Origin of the sequence: Massilia genomosp. 1 (assembly GCF_011682185.1) — a bacterium.
Taxonomy (GTDB): Bacteria; Pseudomonadota; Gammaproteobacteria; order Burkholderiales; family Burkholderiaceae_D; genus Telluria_A; species Telluria_A rubra.
The window spans coordinates 35,933-56,600 of sequence record NZ_WHJF01000038.1 but is presented as its reverse complement, the minus strand read 5'-3'; the positions used below and the strand labels follow the sequence as shown (position 1 = coordinate 56,600).

General features: G+C 66.5%; 20 protein-coding genes. 10 read left to right on the top strand and 10 right to left on the bottom strand.

Annotated features, from left to right (window positions below; translation table 11 throughout):
* On the top strand, positions 1–335 hold a 335-nt coding region (locus F1735_RS35700; RefSeq protein WP_222853003.1), incomplete at its 5' end, for a hypothetical protein.
* Between the two features lie 251 nt (positions 336–586).
* Here the strand turns inward: F1735_RS35700 and F1735_RS15985 are convergent.
* From F1735_RS15985 to F1735_RS15965, 5 genes are all read right to left on the bottom strand, one after another.
* Positions 587–853 carry a DUF493 family protein gene (locus tag F1735_RS15985; protein ID WP_167237852.1) on the bottom strand — a complete coding sequence of 89 codons (267 nt, stop codon included), beginning with the start codon at positions 851–853 and terminating at the stop codon, positions 587–589.
* 174 nt (positions 854–1,027) lie between these two features.
* A complete protein-coding gene (locus F1735_RS15980; protein WP_167237851.1) occupies positions 1,028–3,214 on the bottom strand; it encodes a DUF6600 domain-containing protein in 2,187 nt (728 codons plus the stop codon).
* Positions 3,215–3,329: 115 nt separating this feature from the next.
* Entirely contained in the window at positions 3,330–3,968 is a 639-nt protein-coding gene (locus F1735_RS15975; protein WP_167237850.1) for a LysE family transporter, read from the bottom strand.
* Between the two features lie 219 nt (positions 3,969–4,187).
* Positions 4,188–4,472: an HU family DNA-binding protein gene (locus F1735_RS15970; protein WP_126074928.1), complete on the bottom strand. Its 285-nt coding sequence runs from the start codon at positions 4,470–4,472 to the stop codon at positions 4,188–4,190.
* Positions 4,473–4,640: 168 nt separating this feature from the next.
* Positions 4,641–4,853 carry a BrnA antitoxin family protein gene (locus tag F1735_RS15965; protein ID WP_167222710.1) on the bottom strand — a complete coding sequence of 71 codons (213 nt, stop codon included), beginning with the start codon at positions 4,851–4,853 and terminating at the stop codon, positions 4,641–4,643.
* A 235-nt stretch (positions 4,854–5,088) separates the two neighbouring features.
* Between F1735_RS15965 and F1735_RS15960 the strand changes: the two genes are divergently transcribed.
* Together F1735_RS15960 and F1735_RS15955 are read left to right on the top strand one after the other, a co-directional pair.
* The gene (locus tag F1735_RS15960; RefSeq protein WP_167237849.1) at positions 5,089–6,036 is read left to right on the top strand and encodes a DUF808 domain-containing protein; all 948 of its coding nucleotides are present in this window, start codon (positions 5,089–5,091) and stop codon (positions 6,034–6,036) included.
* A 512-nt stretch (positions 6,037–6,548) separates the two neighbouring features.
* Positions 6,549–9,038 carry a TonB-dependent receptor plug domain-containing protein gene (locus tag F1735_RS15955; protein WP_167237848.1) on the top strand — a complete coding sequence of 830 codons (2,490 nt, stop codon included), beginning with the start codon at positions 6,549–6,551 and terminating at the stop codon, positions 9,036–9,038.
* 196 nt (positions 9,039–9,234) lie between these two features.
* Here F1735_RS15955 and F1735_RS15950 read toward each other — a convergent pair whose 3' ends face one another.
* Positions 9,235–9,702 (bottom strand): hypothetical protein, encoded by a 468-nt coding sequence (locus F1735_RS15950; protein ID WP_167237847.1) that lies wholly within the window; start codon positions 9,700–9,702, stop codon positions 9,235–9,237.
* Positions 9,703–9,772: 70 nt separating this feature from the next.
* Between F1735_RS15950 and F1735_RS15945 the strand changes: the two genes are divergently transcribed.
* Both F1735_RS15945 and F1735_RS15940 read left to right on the top strand, forming a co-directional pair.
* A complete protein-coding gene (locus F1735_RS15945) occupies positions 9,773–11,065 on the top strand; it encodes an SDR family oxidoreductase (protein WP_167237846.1) in 1,293 nt (430 codons plus the stop codon).
* A 14-nt stretch (positions 11,066–11,079) separates the two neighbouring features.
* Positions 11,080–11,544: a DUF2269 family protein gene (locus F1735_RS15940; RefSeq protein WP_167237845.1), complete on the top strand. Its 465-nt coding sequence runs from the start codon at positions 11,080–11,082 to the stop codon at positions 11,542–11,544.
* A 32-nt stretch (positions 11,545–11,576) separates the two neighbouring features.
* Here the strand turns inward: F1735_RS15940 and F1735_RS15935 are convergent, their stop codons facing one another.
* The 3 genes from F1735_RS15935 to F1735_RS15925 form a co-directional block, all read right to left on the bottom strand.
* Positions 11,577–12,986, bottom strand: a complete 1,410-nt coding sequence (locus F1735_RS15935; protein ID WP_167237844.1) for a HAMP domain-containing sensor histidine kinase — start codon at positions 12,984–12,986, stop codon at positions 11,577–11,579.
* Complete coding sequence (locus F1735_RS15930; protein ID WP_187364264.1) at positions 12,979–13,683, bottom strand: response regulator; 705 nt, start codon at positions 13,681–13,683, stop codon at positions 12,979–12,981. Before F1735_RS15930 ends, F1735_RS15935 begins: the two co-directional genes overlap by 8 nt.
* 70 nt (positions 13,684–13,753) lie before the next feature.
* Positions 13,754–14,311 carry a periplasmic heavy metal sensor gene (locus tag F1735_RS15925; RefSeq protein ID WP_167237843.1) on the bottom strand — a complete coding sequence of 186 codons (558 nt, stop codon included), beginning with the start codon at positions 14,309–14,311 and terminating at the stop codon, positions 13,754–13,756.
* A 164-nt stretch (positions 14,312–14,475) separates the two neighbouring features.
* On the opposite strand from F1735_RS15925, the gene F1735_RS15920 reads away from it, so the two are divergent.
* Together F1735_RS15920 and F1735_RS15915 are read left to right on the top strand one after the other, a co-directional pair.
* Positions 14,476–14,808, top strand: a complete 333-nt coding sequence (locus F1735_RS15920) for an ArsR/SmtB family transcription factor (RefSeq protein WP_167237842.1) — start codon at positions 14,476–14,478, stop codon at positions 14,806–14,808.
* A 113-nt stretch (positions 14,809–14,921) separates the two neighbouring features.
* Complete coding sequence (locus F1735_RS15915; RefSeq protein WP_167237841.1) at positions 14,922–15,146, top strand: hypothetical protein; 225 nt, start codon at positions 14,922–14,924, stop codon at positions 15,144–15,146.
* Between the two features lie 31 nt (positions 15,147–15,177).
* Here F1735_RS15915 and bla read toward each other — a convergent pair whose 3' ends face one another.
* Positions 15,178–16,101 (bottom strand): class A beta-lactamase, encoded by a 924-nt coding sequence (gene bla / locus F1735_RS15910; RefSeq protein WP_167237856.1) that lies wholly within the window; start codon positions 16,099–16,101, stop codon positions 15,178–15,180.
* Between the two features lie 188 nt (positions 16,102–16,289).
* On the opposite strand from bla, the gene F1735_RS15905 reads away from it, so the two are divergent.
* From F1735_RS15905 to F1735_RS15895, 3 genes are all read left to right on the top strand, one after another.
* Positions 16,290–17,369, top strand: a complete 1,080-nt coding sequence (locus F1735_RS15905) for a cache domain-containing protein (RefSeq protein WP_167237840.1) — start codon at positions 16,290–16,292, stop codon at positions 17,367–17,369.
* 19 nt (positions 17,370–17,388) lie between these two features.
* The gene (locus tag F1735_RS15900) at positions 17,389–17,964 is read left to right on the top strand and encodes a hypothetical protein (protein WP_167237839.1); all 576 of its coding nucleotides are present in this window, start codon (positions 17,389–17,391) and stop codon (positions 17,962–17,964) included.
* A gap of 274 nt (positions 17,965–18,238) precedes the next feature.
* Complete coding sequence (locus F1735_RS15895; RefSeq protein WP_167237838.1) at positions 18,239–20,653, top strand: hypothetical protein; 2,415 nt, start codon at positions 18,239–18,241, stop codon at positions 20,651–20,653.
* Positions 20,654–20,668: the final 15 nt, after the last annotated feature.

Below are 20,668 nucleotides of genomic sequence, written 5' to 3'. Positions count from 1 at the left end.
TGAAACTGAACCCGATTCATCGTCGCCATAATCTTCTCCCGCCTGCGCCACCGCGCACGCATATGCAAGGTTGGACACGTAACGGCGACCAAAGTTCAGTTATGCTGAAGATCAGCGCTAATCACCTTATCATTTGCGTAGGTCTTCGCTATTCCCGCCAAGACCTCGTCGTCCCTTGGGGTGCATCGATGCACCGTCTTGCAATACGCATTGATACGACCTACGTGATAGCAAACCTGATTAATTCTGGCGGTCTGAATAATTTGACCTCCCGGGATAATCAGGAAATGCGCACCGTTACCTGCAGGTTTGAAGGAATATCCGACCATGGTTGAGAAACCATCATTCCCTGCTGGTTTGGTGCAGAATGATGCCACTGACATCTCTCATGGGCCCATGCTCAATCTTCGGAAAAATTTGCACCTGAATGCGAGCGCTGGTGATGATGCCGTTATTTACAATAAGCATAGTAGTTTTTCCAGGAAAAGCATGATTCAAAAAAATAATGATAACATTATATCATGTATTTTTAACCAATTTTTCCCATTTCCCAGATACTACAAGGCCATTCACGGCAGGCGAACGCTTACATCACGATCTTGACCATGTGGTGAGCGTGCAGCGCGCGGTACAAGTCGTCGAGCTGCTCGCGGCTGATGGCGCGCACGGTGACGGTCAGGCCGGTGTAGTTGCCTTGCGGCGAAGGGCGCACTTCCATGCGGCCGATGTGAAAGGTGGGGTCGAATTCGAGCACCACGTCGATGATGGTCGCCGCGAAATCGTCATGCGTGGGGCCCATCACCTTGATCGGGAAGTCGCTCGGGTATTCAATGAGGGATTCAGTCGGTTCCATACACAATCCAGTTCTAAAAATTGACAACACAGCCGCGCTCCCCGTATGGGAACGCGCTTGATGACATTGTAGCCAAAAAAAGGCCAGCGCTAGGCTGGCCTTGAACTATTCCCTTGGGAGGAACAGGTGAGACTGGTAGGACGAACCCGCCAGGCGAGCGCGCGCATGCGCGGCTCAGCGAATCTGTTGCTGCACGTTGTCGCGGCGGTCCTGGCGTTGCTCGCGCGCGCGTTCGCGCTTGTCGGCCTCTTCGGCCTGCTTTTGCAGTTGCTGCTGCGATTGCTGGGCTTGCGATTGCTGGGCCTGCTGCGCTTGCTGGGCCTGGCGTGCCTGGGCCTGGGCCGCCTCGCGCTGCTGGGCGTCGCGTTGCTGAGCGTCACGCTGCTGGCGCTCGGCCTGCTGGCGCCGTTCGTTCTCGGCATCGCGCGACTGGCGTTCGGCCTGCTGGCGACGGGCATTCTCGGCATCGTGCTGTTGACGCTCGGCCTGCTGGCGGCGCGCGTTCTCGCCGTCGCGCTGCTGGCGTTCGGCTTGCTGCTGGCGCTCGGCCTGCTGCTGCCGTTCCAGCTGGCGCAGGCGTTCCTGGTCGGCGTCGCGCTGCAAGCGGTCGGCGAGCTGGCGGTTGTTGGCCTCGCGCTGCTGGCGTTCGGCTTGCTGGCGATTGCTGGCGTCGCGTTGCCCTTGCAGTTGCGCTTCGGCTTCGCGCTGCTGGCGCGCGCTCTCGATCGTGCGCAGGCGCTCGCCTTCGGCGCCGCGCTGGCGGTCGGCCTCGGCCTCGCGCCGGCGCCCGGCCAGCTCGGCTTCGCGCTGGCGTTGCTGGCCATCCGCGGCGCGGCGGTTATCGGTTTCCAGCTCACGCACGCGGCGTTCGTTGGCCTGGTCGCGCTCGCGCCGTTCGATCTCGGCTTCGCGCTGGCGCCTGTCCTTCTCGGCAAGGCTGCGCTGCGGTTCATTGGTGGTGAGCACTTGCGGCGGGGTGCGCACGAAGCGTTCGTTGTCGCCTGGCCGGCCGTCGCGGCGGCTGAACGGCTGGGCGTCATTGGACGGCGCCGTGATCACGCGGCCAATTGCGTTGCGGTCGGGCCGGCCATCGCCGTCGCGGTCGAAGCGATTGCGCCAGTTGCCCTGCGGTCGCGGTGGCGCGCCGAACGGGATGTTCTGGGTGGCCAGCGGCGTGAGCACCGGGCGCGGCGCGCGCGGCACCACGATCTGGCCGCGCCCGACGAACTGGTTCAGGCCGACCACGGTCAGGCCGTCGTGCCGGCCCGGGCGATAGTCGGGCCGCGCATGGCGGTTGTGGTGGCGCAGGTGCTCGGGCGGCAAGTGGTAGCCGGGCACGTAGGATTCGCCCGGATTGAGCGGATACCAGCCCTGCGCGGGCGCATTGCGGCGCGCGCCGTTGTCGTTGAAGGCGAGGTTCCAGTTACTGCCGCCGACCCAGCCGACCAGCGCCGGCGCCCACACCGGACGGCCGATATTGCGCCCCGGCGCCCACGACCAGCGCTGCCTGACCATCACCCAGCGCCCGTAGTGCGAGGGCGCGTAGCCCCACGGGGCGTTGTCGACCCAGGTCCAGCCCCACGGCGCCAGATAGGTCCAGCGGCCGTCGCGGTAAGGCACCCAGTCGGCCGCCACGGTGCGCGGGGTCCACAGGGGGCCGTAGTCGCTGTCGTCGCGCCAGACGCCGTGCTGGTCGAGTTCTTCATAGCCGGTCATCTCGGTGGTGACGTAGCGGTCGGAGGTGATGCGCTCGTCGCGCGCGTCGCGCTGCAGCGACCAGTCGTCGAAACTGTCGCGTACCGCGAGCGCGGTGCGCACGTCGTCCTCATGCACATCGACGCGCTTGCCGGCGCGCACCGACAGGCTCGAACCGCCGCCGTCGACCTGCGCCGTGCCCTCGAACACCGAGACGTTGGTGGTGTCGCGCACGCGTTCGGCGTCGATGCGCAGGCGGCCCACATCGCGCAGGCGCACCAGGCCCTGCGGGGTGGAAATGTCGAGCCCGCGCAGCACCTCGGCGTTGCGCACCCGCAAGTTCAGGCTGCCGTAATGCAGGTGCAGGCGCAATTTGTCGTCGTCGAGTTCGATGACATCGAGGGACGAATCGCCATCGAGCCGCACCGAGGTCGAACCGATCCGGATTTCGGTGCGGCCGTTGCGTTGCGTGACGATCTGGTTGCTGGTCGTCACCGGCCAGTTGAGCAGCGCCGCCGTGGCTTCCTCGCCGACCTCGGAGCTGATGTTCACCGGTCCCTGGCTCAGGGCGATGCGGCCCACGCGCGCGGGCGTATCGGCCAGCGCCAGCGTCGAGATGGCGGAGAACGCCAACAACATCACGGTTTTACGGAAAGGAATAGTCATACAGGCTCCAGGGCGTACAAGGGACGTCGTCCACGTGTAACGCGCAAGCGCGCCAGCGGAAGACAGGGGTTACAAACAGTTGCACATTCTGCGCTCGTGTTACTTTCGGAGCAACTCAGGCTGGGTTGGCGCCGCGCTTGACGAAGAACAGCGCAGCGCCGATACAGGCCAGCACGGCGCCGAAGAACCGGTTCTGCTTGCGCAGCGCGCCGGCGTCGCGGAAATACTGCTGCATGGATGACGCCAGCAAGGCGTAGCCGTGCATGACGATGGTATCGATGGTCACCATGGTGGCGCCCAGGATCGCCAGCTGCGGCAGCAATGGCAGGGATTGGGAAATGAAGGTCGGCAGCACCGCGACCATGAAAATGATCCCTTTCGGGTTGGTCGCGTTGGTCAGGAAACCGGTCAGGACGCGCTTTTGCCAGCTTGGGTGGGCCAGCACGGGCGTGTCGGCGCGCGCGGCCGTCACCGGGGCGCGCCATTGCTGCACGCCGAGGTAAATCAGGTACAGGGCGCCGAGCGTCTTGACGATATTAAATGCCAGTTCCGAGGCCAGCAGCAGCGAGCCGACCCCGGCGCCGGCGATGGCGAACACCAGCATCAGCCCGCATTGCAGGCCGGCCACGGTGGCGCTGGCTTTCCGAAAGCCGTAGGCCAGGCCGTGCGACATCGACAGCACCGCGCCGGAACCGGGCGACATGGCGATCAGCGAGCCGGCGATGACGAAGGCGATCCAGTTGGCAAGCGGCATGGGGAAGTCGGGGAAGAGGGTAATCGGGAGGGAGACAGGGCTCGGTGCTGCAAGGTACAAGGTACGACAGTGACGCGGAGCGCCAAGGCGACGCGCCAAGGCGGGGCGCCAAGGCGGGGCGCCAGGGCGGAGCCAAAAAACACGCGGCAACTGAAGCGGCGAAGCCGGTTGGGACCGACGTCGCCGCTTCAGGCCGCGCGCAGAGCCTGACTGCTTCGCTTACTTCTTCTTCGGGTTGACCGCAGCCTTCAGGGTCGCGCCAGCCGAAAACTTAGGCGACTTCGACGCAGCGATCTTGATCGCTTCGCCAGTCGATGGATTGCGGCCCTTGCGCGCAGCGCGCTTGGCAACGGAGAACGTACCGAAACCGGTGATCCCGACCGTGTCGCCTTTTTTCAGGCGCTCGGTGATGATCTCGATGATCGTGTTTACCGCGCTGTTGGCAGCTGCGCCGGACATTTCTGTACGCTTCGCAAATTCGGCAATCAGTTCGCCTTTTTTCATAAAAATCCTCCCGTGTTAAAAGAGCGGGAAGATTAGCATAATTATTGCCTAATGTAATAAATTCTAAAGTGTACGCACAAAAGTAAGCCCCGCTGTGACTGGATCACGACGATATCGGGCGCGTTTGTGCGCGCCTGAAAAAGGCGCGCGCGCCGCTGTTGGCGACGCTTACTCGGCCAGGGCGGTCTCGGGGCGCGCCTGCGGCAGGCGCATGCGCAGGGCCGCATTGATCAGGGTCTGGTAGCCCTTGCCGCTCTGCTCGGAGAGCGAACGGAACTGCTGCAACACCTCGTCATCGAGGTAAATGGTGATGCGCGTCTTGCGCTTGACCGGGCGCCCGGCGGCAGGGGATGCGGTGGAAAAATCGTACTCGGATTTCATGGTGGCCTCGCTTTACATCAACTGGTTGGCTTGCGTCGCTTACGTATCGATCAGGACAGGCCCGGGCTGGCGTGGTTAATGGCCGGGCTTGGCACTGATGTCACTATACGTACATGCCATCGCGACAAGGCCCGGAAAGCGACGAATTGCAGATTTTGGGGGGTGAAACGCAAAAAGCGGGGCTGGACGGACTCGGGTTAAGATGCATCTTTTCGACCCTATTGGAGCAGGACAGATGGCTGCAAGCAGTTTACTGGCATTAATCGACGACATCGCGACCATCCTCGACGATGTCGCCGTGATGAGCAAAGTGGCGGCCAAGAAGACCGCCGGCGTGCTCGGCGACGACCTGGCGCTCAACGCCCAGCAGGTGACGGGCGTGAAAGCGGAGCGCGAACTGCCGGTGGTGTGGGCGGTGGCCAAGGGTTCGTTCAAGAACAAGGCGATCCTGGTGCCGGCCGCGCTGGCCATCAGCGCCTTTTTGCCGCAGGCGATCACGCCGCTGCTGATGATCGGCGGCGCCTACCTGTGCTTCGAGGGCTTCGAGAAGATCGCCCACAAATACCTGCACAGCGCGGACGAAGACGCCGCCCACCATGAGGAACTGGTCAAGGCGCTGTCGGACGAATCGGTCGACCTGCTCGCGCTCGAAAAAGAAAAGATCAAGGGCGCGGTGCGCACCGACTTCATCCTGTCGGCGGAAATCATCGTCATTTCGCTGGGCACGGTGGAAGGGGTGGCGTTCGGGCAGCAGGTGGCGGTGCTGACCGCCATTGCGATCATCATGACGGTGGGCGTGTACGGGCTGGTGGGCGCGATCGTCAAGCTCGATGATGCCGGGCTGTACCTGAGCGAACAGGCCAACGGCGCCGCGCGCGCGTTCGGACGCCTGCTGCTGGCGGCGGCGCCCAAGCTGATGAAGACCCTGTCGGTGGTTGGCACGGCGGCCATGTTCATGGTCGGCGGCGGCATTCTGGAGCACGGCTTCCCGCTGCTGCATCATTTTGTGGCGGACGCCGCCGCAGCGGCGGGTGCGGTGGGCGGGATCGGGCCGGTGCTCAAGGCGATTGTGCCGACCCTGATCGACGCCGTCATCGGCGTGATCGCCGGCGCCCTGGTGCTGGGCGTGGTAATGATCGGCAAGCGCCTGTTCAAAGGCAAGAAGGCTGCCGGACACGCCTGATCTTATTCCCCCGCCGGTGCCAGGTCTGACATTCGGACACGGCCCCGGCTGTTCCCCTTCTGTCCCCCCTCGGTGTCTGTCCCCCCCTCGGTGTCAGGTCTGACATTCGGACACGGCCCCGGCTGTTCCCCTTCGGTGTCCCCCTCGGTGCCTGTCCCCCTCTGTCCCCCTCAGTGTCAGGCCTGACACCGAGAGCACAGTAGCGCGCGCTACAGCCGGGGCCGTGTCCGAATGTCAGACCTGACACCGGGGCCTAATGTCAGACCTGACACCGGGGAGCACAGCCGGGGCCGTGTCCGAATGTCAGACCTGACACCGGGGGGCATCGCCGCGTTCCTTACGCGGAACTGACGAATAAATCCAAACTGTTGTTATCAGATCTGCATACTCCGTTCCGGAATTGACATTGCTTTGTCTTCGTTCCAGTATGGATTGGCAAGTTTTTCACTATTTGTATTTATGAGTTGATAGGTTTAGTTAAAACAAAATTATAGATAACCGAGGGAGCAGGTATGCAGAAACGATTCGCACCGCAGAAGCACATATTGGCATTATCGATTGCAACGTTGTTTTCCACCGGCGCCGCCTTCGCGCAGGATGCAGCACCGAATGACACGTCGACGACCGTGGTCGTCACCGGTACCCGCGTCGCCAACCGCACCGCCCTCGACACCGCCTCCCCGGTCGATATCATCTCGGCCGAATCGCTCAAGCATTCCGGCACCACCGAAATCAACCAGGCCCTGGCCGTGGCCCTGCCGTCGCTGAACTTCCCGCGCCCGGGCCTGGCCGACGGCACCGACACCATCCGTCCCGCCACCCTGCGCGGCATGGCGCCCGACCAGACCCTGGTGCTGGTGAACTCGAAACGCCGCCACGCCTCCTCGCTGGTGAACGTGAACGGCACCATCGGGCGCGGCTCGGCCGCCGTCGACCTGAACACGATCCCGACCGCGATCGTCAAGAACATCGAAGTGCTGCGCGATGGCGCGGCCGCCCAGTACGGCTCGGATGCGATCTCCGGCGTGGTCAACCTGCGCCTGCGCAGCAACCGCGACGGCGGCGAAGCGACAATCAACTACGGCGCGCGCCTGACCGAATACGACTTCCTCACCGGCCCCGCGCCCGCCAACGCCACCTGGCAGGCCCAGAACTCGCGCAAGCGCACCGACGGCCAGACCGCCACCGTCAGCCTGTGGAAAGGCTTGGCGCTGGGCGACACTGGCTACCTGACCATCGCCGGCGAATTCAAGGACCAGAAGCACACCGAACGCAGCGGCTACGACATGCGCCAGCAGTACGCGCTGGTCAATGGCGCGTTCGACCCGCGCGAAAACACCATCAACCGCTTCAACACCTGGTATGGCGAACCGGAAATGAAACAGTCGACCGTGTTCGCCAACGCCGGCGATACGCTCGGCAACGGCGTCAAGGTGTACGGCTGGGCCAGCTACCAGAAGCGCGAGGCCAGCTCGGCCGGCTTCTTCCGCTGGTCCAACGATCCGCGCAACATCCCTTCGATTTATCCGGACGGTTTCATGCCGATCATCTCGCCGGTGGTCGACGACTTCGCCGTCACCGGCGGCGCCAGCTGGTCCATGGGCGACTGGGAAATGGATGGCTCGCTCGGCTACGGCAAGAACAAGATGGGCTTCACCATCGAAAACACCCTGAACCGCTCGATCGGGCCGAGCAGCAAGACTTCTTTTGATGCCGGCGGCTTCGAGTACGACCAACTGGTGTTCAACCTGACCGGGGTGCGCTCGCTGGCGCTGGCCGCTTTGTCCTCGCCGCTGAACGTGGCGGTCGGGGCCGAAGCGCGGCGCGAAGGCTACAGCCTGTTCGCCGGCGAGCCCGATTCCTACCGCTTCGGCGGCCAGATGCTGCCGAACGGCCAGCCGACCGCGCCGGGCGCGCAAGTGTTCTCGGGTTTCCGCCCGCAGAATGAATCGGACACGCACCGCACCGCGATCGGCGCCTTCGTCGACCTGGAAGCGAACATCAGCCCGCAACTGCTGACCTCGATCGCGATCCGCGGCGAGCATTATTCGGACTTCGGCGACAGCCTGGCCGGCAAACTGGCGGCCCGCTACGATTTCAGCAAGGCTTTCGCGCTGCGCGCATCGGTGCAGAACGGCTTTCGCGCGCCCTCGCCGCAGCAGCAGAACTTTACTTCGACGGCAACCAACTTCATCACCGGCGTGCCGTTCGAAATCACCACTTTCCGCCCGACCGATCCGGTCGCCGTGGCGCTCGGCGCCAAGCCGCTCGACGCCGAGAAATCGGTCAACGCCTCGCTCGGCGCGGTGCTGCGCCTGGGCGGCGCCAACGTGACCATCGACGCCTACCGCATCAAGGTGCGCGACCGCATCGTGCTGTCGGAAAACCTGACCTCCACCGATGTGCGTAACTTTTTGACCAAGCAAGGCTTCATCGGCGTCGGCGGTGGGCGCTTCTTCATCAACGGCGTCGATACCACCACCGACGGCGTGGACGTGGTGGTCAACTGGGCGGCCAATGGCGGCGATATCGGCAAGTTCGACTTCACGGTGGCGGGCAACTTCACCAGCACCGATGTGACCAAGGTTCCGGCCACGGCGCAGCTGGCCGCGCTGCCGAGCCCGACCCCGCTGTTCGACCGCCTCAACGTGCTGTCGCTGGAACAGGGCCAGCCGAAGAACAAGTTCAACGCCAGCACCAACTGGAAACTGGGCCAGATGGGCGCCACCCTGCGCGCCACCCGTTACGGCAAGGTGCTCTCGCCGAACGCCTCGGCAGCGCTGGACGTGACCCTGGCCGCGAAAACCGTGATCGACCTGGAAGGGCGCTATGCGCTCACGTCCAAGCTGAACCTGGCGCTCGGTGCGGAGAATCTGTTCGACAAGTATCCCGAGTCGGTCGGCAATGCGCTTAATCCAAGCGGCAACGCGCCGTTCCCGAACTACGCCCCGTTCGGGCGTGGCGGGCGCTACGTGTACGCGCGGGCGACCTACGCGTTCTGAACCATGCCTGAAGCCGTCGTTGCCCCCCGCGCGGCAATGACGGTGCAAGCGTGCGGCCGTGCGTATCGACTGGCCGCTAGCCCCCCCCTCCCGTCCCGCACTTCCCGCAACAATCACGTCACGCCAATCAGCGCGGGCGCAAAACCCGCTATCATCCCGACTCGCGCAACTCAGTCGGGCAACTCAGTCGGGCAACTCAGTCGCGCCGGTTCAGCAAGGCCCCCAGCGCCAGGCCCAGCCCGAAAGCGCCGTACACCAGCGCCAGCGACGGGCGCGACAGGCGTTGTTCGAAGCCGGGCTTGAGCCGCTCGGGCGTGATCCGGTAATCGACGAAACAGGCCAGCGCCGAGGCGGCGGCCGCCGCCGGCAAGGTGACGGCCGGATCTTGCTTGTCGAGCTGGGGTTTCAACAGCCGCTCGAACAGAACGGCCCAGAAGGTCGCGCTGGCGTGGTGGATCAGGTAGCCGGTGGCGGTGTAGCGCCACGAGGGGCCGTCGCGGCGCGCCGCCCGGTCGCCCCAGACCCAGTGGCTGATGGCGTTGGTCGGACCGGAACCGCTGCCATCGGTCGCCTTGCCCAGGGCCGTCAGGGCGACCGTCGAGAGCACGCTGGCGACGGTTCCCGAGACGAGCCCGCGGGCGCTTGCAGTTTTCCAGGTATTCATACTGTCCTTGTGGAGTGAAGTAAATGTGCTGTGTTGGTATAGGCTTGGGTATGAATGGTAAGGAGGTCGGATGCGCATTTTGCTGACAGGAGCGAGCGGGTTTATCGGCAGGCATGTGCTTAACGTGTTGCTGGCCGAGGGCTACTACGTGGTGGCGGCCGTGCGCAAGCCGCCCGCCGCCAGCACGCGCGCGCGCCTGAGCTACATCGAGGCCGACTTCGCCAAGGATACCGATAAATCGACCTGGCTGGCGCGCCTGGAAGGCATCGACGTGGTGATCAACACGGTCGGGATTTTCCGCGAGCATGGCGCCCAGACCTTCGCCACCATTCACAGCGACACGCCGCGCGTGCTGTTCGCCGCCTGCGTCGAGTCGGACGATGTGCGCATGGTGATCCAGCTGTCCGCGCTGGGCGCCGACCAGCAGGCCGACACCGCCTATCACCTGAGCAAGAAAGCTGCCGACGATTACCTGGCGCTGCTGCCGCTGCGCTCGGCCATCGTTCAGCCGTCTCTGGTGTACGGCAAGGATGGCGTGAGCGCGCGCGTGTTCCGCACCCTGGCCAGCATGCCCTTGTGCGCCCGTTTCGGCACCGCGCCGCAACTGGTGCAGCCAATCCACGTGGACGACGTGGCCTGCGCCATCGCCAGCCTGGTGCGCCGTCCGCTGCCGGTCGGCCCGGCCGGCGCCACGGCCCAGCGGATCGCCCTGGTCGGCCAGACCGCCTTGCCGTTCATCGACTATCTGGCGGCCTTGCGTAGCGGCTTGGGCTTGGGCAAGCTGCGCGTGCTGCGTTTGCCGGCCTGGTGCGGCAACGTGCTGGCCGGGCTGGGAAAACTGGTGCCGGGCAGCCTGCTCAACCGCGATTCGCTGCGCATGCTCGACCGCGGCAGCAGCGCCGATCCGGGCATGACGGTGCGCCTGATCGGACGCCAGCCGCGCCCGGTCGCCAGCTTCATCGACGACCCCGCTTGCGAGCGCATGCAGGCCAAGCTGCACTGGCTGATGCCGGTGCTGCGCGTGGCCATCGCGGCGGTGTGGATTGCCACGGCGGCGGTGTCGGCCGGACTGTATCCGGTCGACCAGAGTGTCCAGTTGCTGGAACGGAGCGGCGTGCCGCCCGCGCTCGGGCCGCTGATGCTGTACGGCGCCTGCGCGCTCGACTTGCTGATCGGGATCGGCATCCTCACGCTCAAGCGGCGGCGCTGGCTGTGGGGCGCGCAATTGCTGCTGATCGGCTTTTACACGCTGGTGATCGCCGTCATGCTGCCGGAATTCCTGCTGCACCCCTACGGTCCGCTGAGCAAGAACCTGCCGATGCTGGCGGCCATCTGGCTGCTGTTCGAACTCGAGGACAAATGAAGTGAGGAAACCATATGGACTACCTGATCGTCAAGTGGCTGCATATCCTGTCGTCGACGTTTTTGTTCGGCACCGGCATCGGCTCGGCCTTCTACATGCTGTTCACCAGCCTGAGCCGCGACGTGCGCGCGATTGCCGTGGTCAGCCGCCATGTGGTGCGGGCCGACTGGATTTTTACCACCACCACCATCATCGTGCAGCCGCTCACCGGGCTGTACATGATTCACCTGGCCGCTTATCGCTGGACCAGCGCCTGGATCATCTGGTCGGTCGGCCTGTATTTCTTTGCCGGCGCCTGCTGGCTGCCGGTGGTGTGGATGCAGCTGCGCATGCGCGACATGGCCCAGGTGGCGGCGCGCGAGAACACCGAGTTGCCGGCGCTGTACTGGCGTTACCTGCGCTGGTGGGTGGGACTGGGCATTCCGGCGTTTTTTGCGCTGGTGATCGTGTTCTGGCTGATGGTGGCCAAGCCCGCCTGAGCGCTGTCACGACGCGGGACACGGCCTGCGGCCTACACGCCCGGCAAGCTCACGCGGAAGCAGCAGCCGCCCGGTTCGCCCGGCAGGCAGCGCACGTCGCCGCCGTGATGGCGCGCGATCTGGCGCACCAGCGACAGGCCCAGGCCGACCCCGCCGGCCGACTCGCTCGCGCCCGGCACCCGATAAAACGGCTCGAAGATGCGCTCGCGCTCGGCCTCGGGCACCCCGGGGCCGCTGTCGCAAATATCGAGCACGAGCGACGCGCGCTCCTGGCCCCCGCTGGCCAAGCGCAAGCTGGCATGCACCTGCGTGCCGGCGCCGTAGCGGGCCGCGTTTTCCAGCAAGTTGCGCACCAGCCGCCGCAGCAGCCTGGCGTCGCCCGGCACGCTGAGCGCCTGCGCGTCGAAGGTGGCGTCGACGCGCGTGCATTCCTCGGCCACGATGGCGGCCAGGTCGACCTGCTCGTCGCTGCGGGCCCGCTCGGCGCTGGCGTCGAGCCGGCTGGCCAGCAAGACTTCGTCGATCAGCTGGTCGAGTTCGCCGATATTGCGATTGAGCTCGGCGCGGATCGCCGGCGCCGCCTGTTCCTGCATCAGTTCGACCGCCATGCGGATGCGCGCCAGCGGCGAGCGCAGTTCGTGCGAGGCGTTGGCCAGCAGGCTTTTCTGCGAGCCGACCAGCGCTTCGATGCGCGCCGCCGCCTGGTTGAAGCTGGTGGCCAGGCGCGCCACTTCATCCTTGCCTTCGACCGCCACGCGGGTGCCGAGCTGGCCGCCGCCCCAGGTTTCCACGCTCGCCTGCAAGCGCTCCAGGCGGCGCGTGAGGCGCCGCACCACCGGGTAGGCGGCGGCCGCCACCATCAGGGCGATCAGCAGCAGGATGACGATCAGGCCGAGCGAGGCGCGGGTGCCGTAAGCGCGCTGGCCGACCAGCCAGCGACCGTCCGGCAACTGCTGGGTGAACACGGCCATCGGTCCGAAGCGGCCGGCCTCGCGCCGGGCTTGCGGCAGCGCCGGCAGCGGTTCCCCGGCCGCCGCCACCAGCACCCCGGCCGGCGTGTACAAGGCCAGGTCGGTTTGCAGGCGCGTGGCCCAGCGCGACAAGGTCGCTTGCTGCACGGCGCGCGGCGCTCCCGCCGGCGGCAGCACGCTGGCCGCCACTTCGGTAAACGCCTCGTTGCCCGAGTTCATGTGTTGCGGATCGTAAGCCCAATGCACCAGCCCGAACAGGCAGGCGGCCAGTCCCAGGCTGACCAGCAGCGCGAGGTAGATGCGCAGGTACAGGTGGTGCGCGATCGAAAAGCGCCGCGCGTGTCCGCCGCGTCCCCGTTTCCAGGGCGGCGCGCAGTCGCGCCCGTGCTTGTGCTTCCAGGGGGGAGCGCCGCGCCCGCGCCAGCCGTCCGGGCCGTGCGCGCGCTCCTGGCCGCGTTCGGGCCTAGGCATCCTGCACCTTGGCGAACACATAGCCGGCGCCGCGCACGGTGATGATGCGCTTGGGTTGCCGGGGATCGTCCTCGATGGCCTGGCGCAGGCGCCCGATATGCACGTCGATCGAGCGGTCGAACGGTTCCAGCGACTCGCCCTTGACGGCGTCGATCAGGTGTTCGCGCGAGAGCACGCGCCCGGCGCTGCCCGACAGCGCCAGCAGCAGGTCGAACTGGTATGAGGTCAGGGTGCGCGCCTGGCCGTCGATGCTGACCCGGCGCGCGCCGCTGTCGATCAGCAGGCGGCCGAACTGGCGCAGGTCGGTGTCGGGCGCGGCCAGTTGCGGCCGGCGCAGCACGGCGCGCAGGCGCGCCAGCAGTTCGCGCGGCTCGAACGGCTTGGGCAGGTAATCGTCGGCGCCCAGTTCCAGGCCCACCACGCGGTCGAACGGGTCGCCCTTGGCGGTGAGCATGACGATCGGCACCGACGCCAGCGGCGCGCCGAGGGCGCGGATGCGGCGGCACACGTCCAGGCCATCGGCGTCGGGCAGCATCAGGTCGAGCAGGACCAACGCCGGGGCGCTCGCCTCTAACGCGGCCAGGCCGGCGGCGGCGGTGCCGGCGTGCGCCACCTCGTAGCCGTTCTGGCCGAGGTAGGTGACGACCATGCCGGCCAGGCGCTGGTCGTCTTCAATCATCAAGATACGCGGAAGCATGGTGGCGCTGACGTGTCGTCCAAAGTGTCGGAAGGCCCAAGGATACATGGCTGGGATTGGTCGCAGGCGCTCATTGCATGCGTTTTTTCATGTGCGCGGCGAAGCGCACGCGCTGTTCAAGCGTGAGCACCTCGGCCGCATCTTCCAGCGCCGCCAGGATGCGCTTGCTGATCTGGTCGACCCGCTCGACTTCCTGCACGCGCAACTGTTCCAGCGCGACCCGGTCGATGGCCGGCGCCGTCAAGAGGTCGCGGGCTTGTTCGTGGCCGGCCTTGAAGTCGCGATGCAGCGGTTGCAGGTCGGCGAAGGCGGACTTGGCGATGGCCGACAACCGCGCCTTTTGCTCGGCCGTGCCGTCGCTGAGCAAGTGCTCGACCATCCTGTCGATGTGCTTGCCAGCGGTGGCGGGGTCCATCGTGGCCAGGTGGGCGCGATGGCCGTGCATGCCGCGTCCTTCGTTGGCAAAGCTGGCGCCGGCCAGGCTCAGGGCGCCGGCGGCCAGGCCGAGGGCGGCGCCGACCAGCCAGCGGCGGCCGCGCCGCTGCGGGCCGTGGCCGTGGCCGTGGCCGTGATTGCCTTCATGATCGTGATCGTGGTGATGGTGATGCCCGTGTTTGTTCGGATGCATGGTGTTGCCTTTCGTGAGGCGGCGCCGGACTGGCTCCGCATGCTTGTACTGTAGGCGGCGCGGCTGTCCGCTTCATGTGTGGGCGGTAAAGTTTTGTAAAGCGGGTGCTTGCGTGCCTTCGATATTCCCAATAGGATGGAAATATCGACGACGGAGGTTTGAGCATGCAAAACAAGAACGCACTGGCGGCCCTGGCCGCGCTGGCCCAGGAGTCGCGCCTGGCGGTGTTCCGCCTGTTGATCGAGGCCGGCCCGGGCGGCATGTCGCCGGGCCAGATCAGCGAGAAACTGGGCATGCCGCCGTCGTCGCTCTCGTTTCACCTGAAGGAACTGACCCACGCGGAACTGATCGCACCGACCCAGAACGGGCGTTACCTGATCTATGCGGCGCACATGGCCACCATGCAGGCCCTGATCGGATTTTTGACCGAGAATTGCTGCGGCGGCAATCCATGCGGCCCGGACGCCGCCCCGCCGCCCGCATCAACGCGACTGTAGTAACAACTGCTTACATATTGACTATCGGTTAAAAACCTGAAGGTGAGATGGCGAACAGTGTTGCCTAATATATAGGCATACTCTGGCTGCAAGATTGTTGATACGGCCAGCACATGACCTACCAGGGCAAGAAAGATCGCAAGGCGTATGGCATGTCGCGCATGGTCAAGGCCATCGATCGCGCCATCGACGCCGCCTCGGAGGCAGAGAAAGCGCGCGCGGCACGCTGGGCTGCGGCGTGGGGGGCGATCAGCGGGATTCACACGCGCGGCATCCGGCTGCGCCGCACCGATCTGTTCAAGCAGCGGCCGCGCAGGAAGACCACCTCGAACGCTTGAGCGGCGGCGTGAACGATCACGCCGCCGCCGCTCACGCCCTTGCGAACGCCGCCATCACAATCCGCGTCGCCTGCGCCAGGATCTCGCTGTCGGCCTTGGCCTGCTGGTCGGCCTGCGTGTAGTACAGCGCCAGCACCACCGGCGCGCCCTTGGGCGGGAACACGATCCCGATGTCGTTGCTCGACCCGTAGGCCCCGGTCCCGGTCTTGTCCGCCACCGCCCAGCTGGCCGGCACGGCCGCGCGGATGCGGGTGTCGCCGGTGGTGTTGCCGCGCATCCAATTTTGCAGCTGGTCGCGCTGCGCCGCCGGCAAGCCATCGTCGAGCGCCACGCGGCGCAGCAACGCCGCCATCGCCGCCGGGGTGGCGGTATCGCGCGGATCGCCCGGAATCGCCGTATTGAGCTCGGTTTCCCAGCGGTCCAGCCGGAACACCGTGTCGCCCATGCTGCGGGCAAAGCCGGTCACGCCGCCCGGGCCGCCAATCATGGCCATCAGCAGGTTGGCGGCGGCGTTGTCGCTGTACTGGATCGTGGCGGCGCACAGCTCGCCCACGGTCATGCCATCGTCCAGGTGTTTTTCGGTAATCGGCGAATACGTCACCAGATCGGCCTTGGTGTAGTACACCCGCTGGTCCAGCCAGCCAGGCACGTGCTTGCCATGCGCGAGGATGGCGGCCGCCGCGATCGCCTTGAAGGTGCTGCACATCGGAAAGCGCTCATCGGCGCGGTGGCCGAGCCGGCGCCCGTCGCCGGTGTCGATCGCGCCCACACCCAGACGCCCGCCGGCCGCCGCTTCCAGCGCGGCCAGTTCCGCCTGCGCCTCGGCCACGGGCGTGGCGACGCCCGGCGTGGCGACGCCCGGCGTGGCGACGCCCGGCACGCTGGCGCAGGCCGCCAGCAGCGGCGCACAGGCGCCGGCGATCAGAAGGGTACGGCGGCGCGGGGAAAATGGCATCGACATGCTCATGGTGGCTTTCTGTTCAGGGTTCGGTGAGACGGTGTTGTATAGCCGCCATTCTCCACCATGCATTGTCCCACCTCAACCATTGCATTGCGGAAATATGGTCTTCTGTGGATACCCCAACTTCGCTTGCGCACAGTGCGCAGGGCCGCCGGGCTGTCCACAAGAAAAGGAAACTCCCGATGAAAACAGAATCGTTCCACCTGACTATTTTCCACAAGCTGGTGATGACCTTGCTGGCGGTGGCCTTGATCCCGCTGATCGGCGTGTGGTACGCGGGCAGCAGCCAGGCGCGCGCCGATGCGGCGGCCAATATTTCTCAGCATCTGGTGATGACCGCCAGCGGCATTGCCACCGGCATCACCAGCTGGGACGAGGCCAACGTGCGCGCGCTGCACCAGAGCGCCAAGCTGGACGATATCCGCAGCATGCAAGCGGCGCGCCAGACCCCGATCCTGCGCACCCTGGGCGAGACCTACGAATGGGCATTTTTGGTGTTTACGATCGAGCCGACCGGCGAGAACATCGCGCGCAGCGACGACAAGCCGCTGACCCGCTTCGGCGAACGCAGTTACTTCCAGGGGGCGATGAAAGGCGCCGTGTCGAGCCGCCAGGTGCTGATCAGCAAGTCGACCGGCCGCCCTGCGCTCACCATCGCCGTGCCGGTCAGGAACGCCATGGGCGGCATCGTCGGCGTGCTGGCGATGGCCATGAAGCTCGATGACATTTCCAAGGTCATCAAGGACACCCGCATCGGCGAGACCGGCTACGCGATCCTGCTCGACGCCGACAACAAGGTGATCGCCTCGGGCCGTCCCGACCAGGCCACCGACGCGGTGCAGGACATGGCCAACTACCCGGCCCTGAAGGTGGACGGCATCGCCGACCAGCCGACCGTGTATGTGTCGGGCGAGAAGCGCATGGTCGGCTACGCGCGCAAGCTGCCGCAGGGCTGGACCTTGCTGGTGGAACAGGACTACGCCGAAGCCTACGCCTCGCTCGACCGCCTGGAAACCGGCGCGCGCGCCCTGATCATCCTGACCGCCGCGCTGGTGGTGGGGGTGGCGGCGTTCCTGGCCAAGCAGTTGACGTTGCCGATCAACCAGCTGATCCTGGTCGCCGAACAGCTGAGCAAGGGCGAATTCACCGAATCGATTCCGGGCACCGCGCGCGGCGACGAAATCGGCTCGCTGGCGCGCGCCATCGAACGGCTGGGGATCAGCATCCAGATGGCCATCAGCCGGCTCAGCCGCAGGGCATGACGCATCCAGGGAGAACGCCATGACACACCAGGAGCTGATGCCGTTCGGCGGCATCGTGGAGCAATTGCGCCAATTCTGCGAGCAGCGCCGCACCGGCACGGCGTTTATCGTCAGCGACGACAACCGCATGGCCCAGGTGCATCTGGACTGCGGCAAGATCGTCATGCTGCTGTGCCGCGGGCAACGCGGCGCCGATGCGCTGGCGGCCATGCGCACCATGCTGCGCGCCAGCGTGCGCTTCGACGAGAACTATGTGGCGAAGAAGGACAACGTCAAGGCGGCCGGGATCAACCTGATGGACTTGCTCAACGATCCGGCGCCGCTGGCGGCGCGCGCGCCGTTGCGGGTAGGGCCGCAGCCGCTGCGGGCGCGCCCGGCGCCGGCCGCGTTCGCGGGCGCCGACCTGCTCAAGCTCGAACGCATGCTGGCCGCGCACATCGGGCCGATGGCGACCATCGTCTGCGCCGAGCACGCCGGCGAGGCGAGCGACCTGCGCACGCTGGTGATGGCGCTGGCGGCCGAAATTCCCGACAAGAAGCAGGCCGCCGATTTTCGCCTGGAAGCGGGGCGCGCGCTGGGGCTGGGGGCGGTTTAAGGGGGCGAGGGCGGCGCGTTGTTCCACGACGTGGCCAGAGCGACACGCCGGCACAATCTGGTGAGGCGGTAGAGCCGCATTCTTCGCAAGTATCGTGCGCGGCGCTGTTGCTGCAGGTGCAGACTTGGCATTGCCGCTGGCAAGCTTGCATGGTCGCCTCATCCAGAAGTTTATCGGAAGCAGTGTAGCACCAGTTGCGGCTTCACATTCAGCGCATTCCCAGCGCACACGCGCTTGCTACGCTCATGGCTCCTCAAGTTTCCCCTGGAACGCCATGATCGAGCATCACGACACCGCCAGCACCACCGTCACGCCAGCGGAGCTCCCCGCGCTCAATTCGTTTACGCGCGCGGCGCTGCGCTGGGGCGGCGTGATGCTGCCGCTGATCGCACTCGGGATGCTGTTCGCCTCGATGTACACGGCGCAGATGACACTGTCGGGCAGCTTCAGCGTCCACCTGGTCCTGATCGCCATCGTCGCGCTGGCCAACGCCATCCTGGTGGGCGCCATGCGGTGCGGCCAGGAGGTTCTGGCGCGTCCACTGGCGCTGCTGCACGCCGTGGCTACCGGAGCGAGCGCCGCCTACGCCTTGCTGTCGCTGCCGCTCAGCGTGGCCGGGGTGGCCAGCCTGGCCTGTCACGGGCGCGCTTTTCCGCTGCTCGCGTCGCTGGCGCCGCTGCTGGCGCTGAGCGCGACCCTGGCCGCGCGGCGTCTGCACGACCAGCGCGCGCGACGCAGTGGCGGCGCGCCGCTGCCGCGCGCCTGGCCCGCCGTGCTGCTGGCGCTGGCGCTCATCGGCGCGCTGGAGCTGCCGTCCGCCATCACCCGGGTCGGCATGCGCATGGCGGCCGGCCCGGCGCCTGCCACCAGCGCCAGCGGGATACGCCTGCTGCGCTATCTCGGCATCGAACGCATCATCCTGCGCAGGTGCTATAGCGAGCACAGGGAATCGGCCGACCTGGCCGCCATCGTGCTGGGCATGAACGGCGCGACCAGCATGGAGGACGCGCGCGCGATTTACTACCGCCTCACCGGCACCCCGTTCAGCGCCATGCCGCATCCGGTCGGCAGCGCCTGGCTCCCATGGAAAATCTACGACAGAGAGCGGCACAGCGCGGTGGTGGGGCGCGTGGCCAAGCTGCGTCTGAGCGCATCGCGCATCGACGGCACCATCGACGCCAGGGCGGCGCTCGGCTCGCTGGAGTGGACCATGCTGTTTCACAACGACGCCGACCACGTCAGCGAAGCGCGCGCGCGCATCATCGTGCCGGCCGGCGCGGTGGTGACCCGCGTCACGCTATGGGACGACGGCGGAGAGCACACCTTGCCCGCCGCTGGCGGCGCCACGGCGCGCGAGGCGGAATTTGCCGAGCCCGACGTCCGGCGCGCCCCTGTGATGGTGAGCACGGCGGGCAGGGACCGCATCTTGCTCAATCTGCCCAATGTGCCGGGCGAAGGCGAGCTGACGGTGCGCATCGCCATGAGCGTCCCGCTGGTGCTCAATGAACCCGCTCTGGGCTATCTGCAACTGCCCTCGTTCAGCGAGCACAATTTCGCGATCGCCCCGGCCTTGCGCCACGCGGTGACGGTGCAGTCGGACAGCGCGCTGCGCGGCGCCCCCGGCATGCGCGAGGAAGCCGGCGACCCGCTGGCGTTCGCGCTGCGCGGCGAATTCGCCGAGCCGCTGCCGGGCATGGGCGCGGCCATCATCGGCGCCTTGCGCACGCCGGCCGAGACGCATGCGTGGAGCCCCGACCCGAGTACGCCGGGTGGCGCGATCGTGCAAGTCATCGGCCAGCAAGCGGCGCGCATCCCGCGCCGGGTGGCGCTGGTGATCGACGGCTCGGCCGCGCTGGCGGCGCAACGGGAACAGCTGGCGCGCGCCGCCACCTCCTTCCCCGGCAACGTGGAGCTGGGCGTGATCGTGGCCGGCGCCCAGGCCCCGCAAGTATTCCTGCACGATACCTCCGATTCGCTGGCCAGCGTACGCCACCTGCAAGACATCGCCTTCGAAGGAGGCCACGACAACAGCGCGGCGCTGTTGATGGCGTGGGAATGGGCAGCGGCCAGCAGCGACGGCGCGGTGGTGTGGATCCATGGCCCGCAGCCGCTCATGCCCGGTTCGGCCGACGCGCTGTTGCAGCACTACCGCCAGCGGCCTACGCAGGTGCGCATGTACGGCCTGGAAGCGGCGACCGGTCCCAACGTCCTGTGGGAAAAGATGGATGGCGTCGCCGCGCTGGCGAGCGTGCCGCGCATCGCATCGCTGCACGACGACCTGGTGCGCCTGCTTACGGGCTGGAGGCCGGCGGCGCAGCAGGTCGTGGTCGAGCGCGGCCGCGCCAGCGCGGCGCAGCCGGCGCGGGAACAGGCGTCGGCGCACCTGGCGCTGCTGTGGGCGGGCGAGCGCGCCGCGCCGCTGCGCGAGCACGGCGCACAGGCCACGCCGGCGCAAGCCGAGGAACTGCAGGGCCTCGACGAGCTGCTGACCGACACGTGGAGCGCGCCGCCGCCCGCGCTGAAAACGCAAGCGGAGAAGGCGCAGGAGGCGCAGGAGATGGCGCCGTCAGGCGAGGACGGTGCGATCTCGGTAGGGGCAAGCTGGCTGATGCTGGCGATCGCGCTGGCCGTGCTGGGCTGGCGCCTGCGCTTTCATCGGCGTACGCCGTATCCGGCCTCGCCCGAGTGATCCGGGCGATCGCGA

Excerpts from the sequence above, each read along its gene's own strand:
- F1735_RS15985 (WP_167237852.1), bottom strand. The coding sequence starts at position 853 with ATGGAACCGACTGAATCCCTCATTGAATACCCGAGCGACTTCCCGATC.
- F1735_RS15980 (WP_167237851.1), bottom strand. The coding sequence starts at position 3,214 with ATGACTATTCCTTTCCGTAAAACCGTGATGTTGTTGGCGTTCTCCGCC.
- F1735_RS15975 (WP_167237850.1), bottom strand. The coding sequence starts at position 3,968 with ATGCCGCTTGCCAACTGGATCGCCTTCGTCATCGCCGGCTCGCTGATC.
- F1735_RS15970 (WP_126074928.1), bottom strand. The coding sequence starts at position 4,472 with ATGAAAAAAGGCGAACTGATTGCCGAATTTGCGAAGCGTACAGAAATG.
- F1735_RS15965 (WP_167222710.1), bottom strand. The coding sequence starts at position 4,853 with ATGAAATCCGAGTACGATTTTTCCACCGCATCCCCTGCCGCCGGGCGC.
- F1735_RS15960 (WP_167237849.1), top strand. The coding sequence starts at position 5,089 with ATGGCTGCAAGCAGTTTACTGGCATTAATCGACGACATCGCGACCATC.
- F1735_RS15955 (WP_167237848.1), top strand. The coding sequence starts at position 6,549 with ATGCAGAAACGATTCGCACCGCAGAAGCACATATTGGCATTATCGATT.
- F1735_RS15950 (WP_167237847.1), bottom strand. The coding sequence starts at position 9,702 with ATGAATACCTGGAAAACTGCAAGCGCCCGCGGGCTCGTCTCGGGAACC.
- F1735_RS15945 (WP_167237846.1), top strand. The coding sequence starts at position 9,773 with ATGCGCATTTTGCTGACAGGAGCGAGCGGGTTTATCGGCAGGCATGTG.
- F1735_RS15940 (WP_167237845.1), top strand. The coding sequence starts at position 11,080 with ATGGACTACCTGATCGTCAAGTGGCTGCATATCCTGTCGTCGACGTTT.
- F1735_RS15935 (WP_167237844.1), bottom strand. The coding sequence starts at position 12,986 with ATGCCTAGGCCCGAACGCGGCCAGGAGCGCGCGCACGGCCCGGACGGC.
- F1735_RS15930 (WP_187364264.1), bottom strand. The coding sequence starts at position 13,683 with ATGCTTCCGCGTATCTTGATGATTGAAGACGACCAGCGCCTGGCCGGC.
- F1735_RS15925 (WP_167237843.1), bottom strand. The coding sequence starts at position 14,311 with ATGCATCCGAACAAACACGGGCATCACCATCACCACGATCACGATCAT.
- F1735_RS15920 (WP_167237842.1), top strand. The coding sequence starts at position 14,476 with ATGCAAAACAAGAACGCACTGGCGGCCCTGGCCGCGCTGGCCCAGGAG.
- F1735_RS15915 (WP_167237841.1), top strand. The coding sequence starts at position 14,922 with ATGACCTACCAGGGCAAGAAAGATCGCAAGGCGTATGGCATGTCGCGC.
- bla (WP_167237856.1), bottom strand. The coding sequence starts at position 16,101 with ATGCCATTTTCCCCGCGCCGCCGTACCCTTCTGATCGCCGGCGCCTGT.
- F1735_RS15905 (WP_167237840.1), top strand. The coding sequence starts at position 16,290 with ATGAAAACAGAATCGTTCCACCTGACTATTTTCCACAAGCTGGTGATG.
- F1735_RS15900 (WP_167237839.1), top strand. The coding sequence starts at position 17,389 with ATGACACACCAGGAGCTGATGCCGTTCGGCGGCATCGTGGAGCAATTG.
- F1735_RS15895 (WP_167237838.1), top strand. The coding sequence starts at position 18,239 with ATGATCGAGCATCACGACACCGCCAGCACCACCGTCACGCCAGCGGAG.